The sequence below is a fragment of the uncultured Ralstonia sp. genome, assembly GCA_913056305.1.
Classification (GTDB): Bacteria; Pseudomonadota; Gammaproteobacteria; order Burkholderiales; family Burkholderiaceae; genus Ralstonia.
This window is the reverse complement of sequence record CAJXMR010000264.1, coordinates 1-5,722: the sequence shown is the minus strand read 5'-3', so window position 1 is coordinate 5,722 and position 5,722 is coordinate 1. Positions and strand designations below refer to the sequence as shown.

Genomic DNA, 5,722 nt, shown 5'->3' with positions numbered 1-5,722 from the left:
CCGAGTTCAAGGCCGAGATCACGGAGCTGTTCAAGAAGGCCGTCGACCTGGAATACCGCTACGCAGAAGACACCATGCCGCGCGGCGTGCTGGGCCTGAACGCGCCGATGTTCAAGGGCTACCTGCGCTTCATCTGCAACCGCCGCTGCCAGCAGATCGGCCTGGAAGCGCTGTTCCAGAACGAGGAAAACCCGTTCCCGTGGATGAGCGAGATGATCGACCTGAAGAAGGAACGCAACTTCTTCGAGACGCGCGTGCTCGAGTATCAGACCGGCGGTGCGCTGTCGTGGGATTGATCTGAGCGTTCCGCTCGAATCGGCATGACGTAGACAGGCGACGCACGATGCGTCGCCTGTTTGCATTTGGGCCTGCAAATTCTTGTCGGTGCGATTGTGCGGGGTGAGACCGGCGTGGCACTCTGCGACAACCATGTCATCCGGAGCCGCCATGACCGTCGAAGCCCTTTTCTCGCAGACCTACGATGAGGCGCGCGGCAAGTTCCTGGCGGCCGCCGAGGCGCGCGCGCTGAGCGGCGAGCGCCTGATCCATCCGCAAGCGGTCGGGCCGGCCGGTGAACCGCTGTCCATCGACACCGCACTGTTCACGCCAGCACAGGCCGAGACACTGCTGATCGTCACCTCCGGCGTCCATGGCGTCGAGGGCTTCTGCGGCTCGGGCTGCCAGATCGGCCTGCTGCACGACGACGACCTGTTCGCGCGGCTGGCAGCGGCCAAGGTGGCGCTGCTGCTGGTGCACGCGGTCAACCCATACGGGTTTGCGCATCTGCGCCGCGTCAATGAAGACAACGTCGACCTGAACCGCAACAGCGTCGACTTTGCCGAGGCGTCGGCGGCCAATCCCGCCTATCTCGATGTCGATCCGCTGCTGCTGCCGCAAACCTGGCCGCCCAGTGCAGCCGACCAGGCTGCGTTGCAGCACTACATGACCACGCACGGCGAAAAAGCTCTGCAAGACGCCGCGACAATGGGCCAATACCGCGTGCCGGACGGCATGTTCTACGGCGGCGCCGGCCCATGCTGGAGCACCCTGCAGATGCGCGAGATCGTGTCGCGGCATGCGGCGGGGATGTCGCGCCTGGTCTGGATTGATCTGCACACCGGTCTCGGTCCGTACGGCCACGGCGAAAAGATCTTCACCAGCGCCGACCCGGCCGAACTGGAGCGCGCCATCCGCACCTGGGGCGCGGATGTCCGGCCAATCGCCGCGGCGGGTTCAGTGTCGTCAGTGGTCAAGGGTGAGCTGCCGGGGATGGCGTATCAGTTGCTCCCCGCCGTCGAAAAGACCAGTGTCACGCTGGAGTTCGGCACGCTCCCCCTGATGGCGGTGCTGCAGGCGCTGCGGGCCGATCATTGGCTGCATCGCAATCCGGAGCGCGGCGCCGCTCAGGCCGCCGGCATCCACCAGACCCTGCGCGACGCGTTCTACTGCGATGCGCCGGACTGGAAAGGCATGGTCTATGTGCAGACACGCATGGCGGTGTTGCAAGCCATTGCGCGGTTTGCCGGCTAGGCTGCCAGCAGCGCGGGCATGCCTCAGTGCGCGTCCGCAGCCTTCGGGCTGCGCGCCGTCAGCGCGCACCCGGCCGATGCCGCGATGATCGCCACGATCGCCACCCACTGCCGGCCGGAGAGCTGCTCATGCAGCACCGCCGCTCCGGCCAGCGCGCCGATGGCTGGCTCCAGGCTCAGCAGCACGCTGAAGGTGCGGCCCGACAGATGCTTGAGCGCCACCATCTCCAGCGAATAGGGCACGGCGCTCGACAGCAAGCCGATGCCGAGCCCCGCCAGCATCAGCGACGGCGACAGCAGCGCCGACCCCGCCTGCGCCACCCCGAACGGCAGCGCAAACAGTGCGCCCACGACCATGCCGAGCGACGTGGCCTGGCCCGCCGGCAGTCCGCCCACGTTCTTCCCGGTCAGGATATACAGCGCCCAGCACACGCCCGCGGCCAGCGCGTAGGCGGCACCCACGGAGTCGATCCGCCCGACCGCCTGGCCGCCCACCGTCAGAATCAAGAGCCCCACCACCGCCAGCCCGATCCACACGAAATCGAGCACGCGCCGCGACAGCGCCACCGCCAGCACCAGCGGCCCGGTGAACTCGATGGCGATGGCAATGCCGATCGGCAGCCGCCCGAGCGAGAGGTAGAAGAGCAGGTTCATGCTCGCCAGCGTGACGCCGTACAGCGCGATCTTGCCGGCGTCCTGCCGCGACAGATGCAGGCGCCACGGCCGCCAGAACGCCAGCAGGATCGCCGCCCCGATGGTGACCCGGTACGTGACCGTGCCCGCCGCGCCCAGCGCCGGAAACAGCGTTTTGGCAAACGAGTTGCCGACGCAGACCGAGGCCATCGAGCCGATCAGCGCAAGAACGGGAACCCAGGGGGAAGACGAAGCGGGAGAACGGCTGGCAGACATGGAAGACGGGAAGCGGCAAGGCAACGCGACAGCATAGCCGCCCGCCGCCGATCATGCATGGCATGGTCGGCGGCGGGCGGGGTTTGTCTTGCGGAGTGGCTTACAGCGCGGCGGCGCTCGGGCGGATCACGTCGATCAGCAGCACGCGCTGGCCTTCGCGTTCACCGTCGGTGCGCGTGTTGATGCTGCGCGGCGGCTGGCGCGGTGCGGCTTGCGGCGAGGGGTCTTCCGCGCTCATGCCAAACACCGCCAGCTTGGAGGCCGCAATGCGCTGCAGCGTGCCGCGCACGCCCGGGACGTCCAGGTCTTCGGGGTCGAAGCCGGTGGTGGCCGTCCAGTCGTCGCGGGCGATGTCCTGCAGGCCGTTGGCCATCTCGAACTGTAGCGACGTGCTGAAGCCTTTCTGCAGCGAATGCATGCCGAGCAGGTATTCCGCCGTCAGGAAGCCGCGCAGCCGGGTCCAGAACGCCAGCGGGGCAATGTTGCCGCTCTTGAGCGCATGCGCGGGCGCCATTTCCCAGCTGTGGTCGAGCAGCTTGTTGATGAGGCGGCCCCAGGTCGGCACCTCGGTGCCGGCGGAGCAGTCTTCGCCCGGGCCTTCGGGGCGGGCGAGCTGGCGCAGCAGTCCGGTGAACGACCCGGTGGCCGGACGCGTACCGCCGGCCTGCGGGCCCGACGGCCAGCGCCACATCAGCGGGGAGGACGGACGGATGCCCGGCCACTGCGCGTAGGCGGTGAGGCCCGTGCACGGCGTCAGGTAGCGCCATTGCCGCTGGTCGCGGCCGATGCGGCGCAGCGGCTCCAGTTCGGCCGAGAGATCGAACTTGCCGAGGAATGTGGCGTTGCGCGTCTTGAGCGGCGAGCGTGCGTACACGTTGAAGTCTGGCCAGCCTTCGTACAGGCCGATCTGTGGCAGGGCGTGGTGCTTGTCCAGCGCGTCGTCGGGCTGGTCGATACGACGGGCGGTGAGGAACAGCGCGCGGCAATCGAGCGTAGGCACGGCGCCGCGCAGGCGAAACAGCACCAGCAGGTCACCGAATTCAGCCGGGCGCGCTTCGGCGCGGGCCTGGTAGGCGTGCGGTTGTTCGTCGGGCCAGAAGGTGGTCAGGCGCAACGCGGCGCCAGGAAAGGCGCTGCGCAATCCTTGCCGCAGCAAGCGCAGGCCGTCGGGCCGGCGCAGGATGCGCAGGATCGATTGGTCGTCACGCAGGGCGGCGTCGGGGTGTGGCGCGCGGCCGCCGGTTTCCGCCGCCAGCGCGTAGCGCCACAGCGCGGTATCGCTGGCGAGATCCTGTGCGGCGGCATCACGCACGGCATCGGGGCGGGCGCCGGACATCGGCTCGCGCTCGCTGCCGGGAGTGTCTCCTGCTCCGGCGTGGGCGCTGGTGGTCGACCCCGCAGACGCGCCTAAAGGGCCCCGGAAAGGCGGCCGGTTGCGCTCGGGCATGGCAATTTCAACGTTTGTGTGTATGGGTTCCTCTGGCGCGCAGCATAGCACCATGCGGCGTACTGGAAAACGCCGCCCGTCTGGGGGGGGGATGCCCGCGTTTGGCCGGAGCTGGCCTGCGCTGGGGAACGTGCCGGGCCTGGCTGCCTGATGGGGCGCGTACCGGGCGATCAAGGAGGGGGTCGGTCAGGTGCGACCGAGAAAAAAGAAGGCGCCGGTTTTGCACCGGCGCCCGAAGTGACGGCGCTCGCTTGCGAGCGCCGCCGCGCGTTGCGCAGCTGAAGACCGAGGGGGCGTTATTCGCGCACCCAGGTCTGCGTGCGGCCCAGCAGGCTGATGCCCAGGAACCCGCGCACGTTCAGCTTCTTGCCGTCTTCGGCGAGCGACATCTTGGCGCTGTAGACCTTGCCGTTTTCCGGGTCGAGGATGTTGCCGCCCGTCCATTCGTTGTCGCCGGTCTTCTTCAGGTCCTTGAGGATGGTCAGGCCGACGATCGGCTGGTCCTTGCGGTCGTCCGAGCACTTGGTGCAGGTCTTGGCGCGGTCTTCTTCCTTCAGGATGTTGGTGACCTTGCCAGAGAACACGCCGTCCTGTTCGACGATCTTCACTTCGCCCTTGGGCTTGCCGGTGGCGTCGTCGATGGTCTTCCAGATGCCGGCGGGCGAGACATCCTGCGCGAAGGCGCCGCCGGCGGCCAGTGCGAGTGCCAGTCCGCCGAGCAGGCGCGTGAGGGTGTGGGGGGTACGTTGCATGGTGTGGTCTCCTGGTCAGTCAAAAAAATAATGGGGTGGGGTGAACCGTGGCTGGGTCGCGGGGATCAATGGGTGCCCAGCACGCCGGTCAGGGTCGACAGCGGATTGCTGCCTGAGCCGCCGGCGGCGTTCGTGACGCCGCCCAGCGCATTCGTGATCGGGGCGAGCGGGTTGCCGCCGCCGGCCGCGCCCGACAGCGCGTTCGTGATGGGTGCGAGCGGGTTGCTGCCACCCAGGGCGCCGCCGCCGAGCGCGCTGGTCACCGGTGCAAGCGGGTTGGCCGAGCCGCCGCCGCTGCCACCGTTGACGAGGCCGCCGGCGCTGGCCACCGTCGCACCCACCGCGCCGAGCACGCCGCCCGCATGACCGCCATGGATGCGGCCACCACCAACGCGTCGGAGATGATCGACCGGCTCACCCTGCACATGAACAAGGTGCGCCAAGCCCAGATTACGCGCGAGCTGATTGAGATTGTCAGCGGCGCCGCAGCATTGTGACGTAACTCGTGACTTGTGTTTCGTGACTTGTGAAAATCAAAAGCTTCGAGGACTTGGAAGTTTGGCGGAAAGCCCACGAACTCACTTTGCTCAGCTATCGACTGACAAGGGCGTTTCCTCCAGACGAGCGTTTTGGCCTGATTTCGCAGTTGCGCCGCGCTTCCAGTTCTGTGGCGGCGAACATCGCAGAGGGCTATGGACGGCGAACCACCAAGGAGCTCTTGCGGAGCCTGCGGATCGCCAACGGGGAGGCCGAGGAAACGCGGTACTTCTCTCTTTTGAGCAAAGATTTGAGTTACATGAACGCACAAGAATTAGATACGGTGAATCAATTGTGCCGATCCGTGAGTCAACTCTTGAGCGCCCTGGGGCGGTCGCTTCAAGCCTCGGCGGCACGAGTTTCGAGTCACGAATCACGAGTCACGCAAAGCCCTAGGAGACAGACATGAACCCCAGCGAGTACAAGAACGTGGGCAAGGTGGTGCAAGTCATCGGCCCGGTGGTGGACGTGGAGTTCGAGGAGCAGAATCTGCCCGCCATCTACAACGCCATCCGCATCACCAGCGAAGGCTTCGAGGTGCCGGGGGA

General features: G+C 67.1%; 7 protein-coding genes and 2 pseudogenes. 5 read left to right on the top strand and 4 right to left on the bottom strand.

Going from position 1 to position 5,722, the window contains the following annotated elements; all coding sequences use genetic code 11:
- Together QZ609_RS23845 and QZ609_RS23840 are read left to right on the top strand one after the other, a co-directional pair.
- Positions 1–296 (top strand): ribonucleotide-diphosphate reductase subunit beta (locus QZ609_RS23845; RefSeq protein ID WP_295500139.1); only part of this gene is annotated, 296 nt, incomplete at its 5' end.
- Positions 297–447: 151 nt separating this feature from the next.
- Positions 448–1,530, top strand: coding sequence for a M14 family metallopeptidase (locus QZ609_RS23840; protein ID WP_295500137.1), 1,083 nt, complete (start codon positions 448–450; stop codon positions 1,528–1,530).
- A 23-nt stretch (positions 1,531–1,553) separates the two neighbouring features.
- Here the strand turns inward: QZ609_RS23840 and QZ609_RS23835 are convergent, their stop codons facing one another.
- The 4 genes and pseudogenes from QZ609_RS23835 to QZ609_RS23820 form a co-directional block, all read right to left on the bottom strand.
- A complete protein-coding gene (locus QZ609_RS23835) occupies positions 1,554–2,438 on the bottom strand; it encodes a DMT family transporter (RefSeq protein WP_295500135.1) in 885 nt (294 codons plus the stop codon).
- Between the two features lie 100 nt (positions 2,439–2,538).
- On the bottom strand, positions 2,539–3,885 hold the full coding sequence (locus QZ609_RS23830) for a peroxidase (protein ID WP_295500134.1): 1,347 nt from the start codon (positions 3,883–3,885) through the stop codon (positions 2,539–2,541).
- Positions 3,886–4,181: 296 nt separating this feature from the next.
- A complete protein-coding gene (locus QZ609_RS23825) occupies positions 4,182–4,637 on the bottom strand; it encodes a DUF2147 domain-containing protein (RefSeq protein WP_295500132.1) in 456 nt (151 codons plus the stop codon).
- Positions 4,638–4,702: 65 nt separating this feature from the next.
- Positions 4,703–4,996 (bottom strand): annotated as a pseudogene (locus tag QZ609_RS23820) (hemagglutinin); the annotation flags it as partial.
- On the opposite strand from QZ609_RS23820, the pseudogene QZ609_RS23815 reads away from it, so the two are divergent.
- The 3 genes and pseudogenes from QZ609_RS23815 to QZ609_RS26810 all read left to right on the top strand — a co-directional run.
- Positions 4,982–5,134, top strand: a pseudogene (locus QZ609_RS23815) (FoF1 ATP synthase subunit gamma); the annotation flags it as partial. The pseudogenes QZ609_RS23820 and QZ609_RS23815 overlap by 15 nt on opposite strands.
- 29 nt (positions 5,135–5,163) lie before the next feature.
- Positions 5,164–5,583: a four helix bundle protein gene (locus QZ609_RS26815; RefSeq protein ID WP_365902238.1), complete on the top strand. Its 420-nt coding sequence runs from the start codon at positions 5,164–5,166 to the stop codon at positions 5,581–5,583.
- Positions 5,580–5,722: hypothetical protein (locus QZ609_RS26810; RefSeq protein ID WP_365902241.1), on the top strand; the 143-nt coding region annotated here is incomplete at its 3' end. The genes QZ609_RS26815 and QZ609_RS26810, both read left to right, overlap by 4 nt.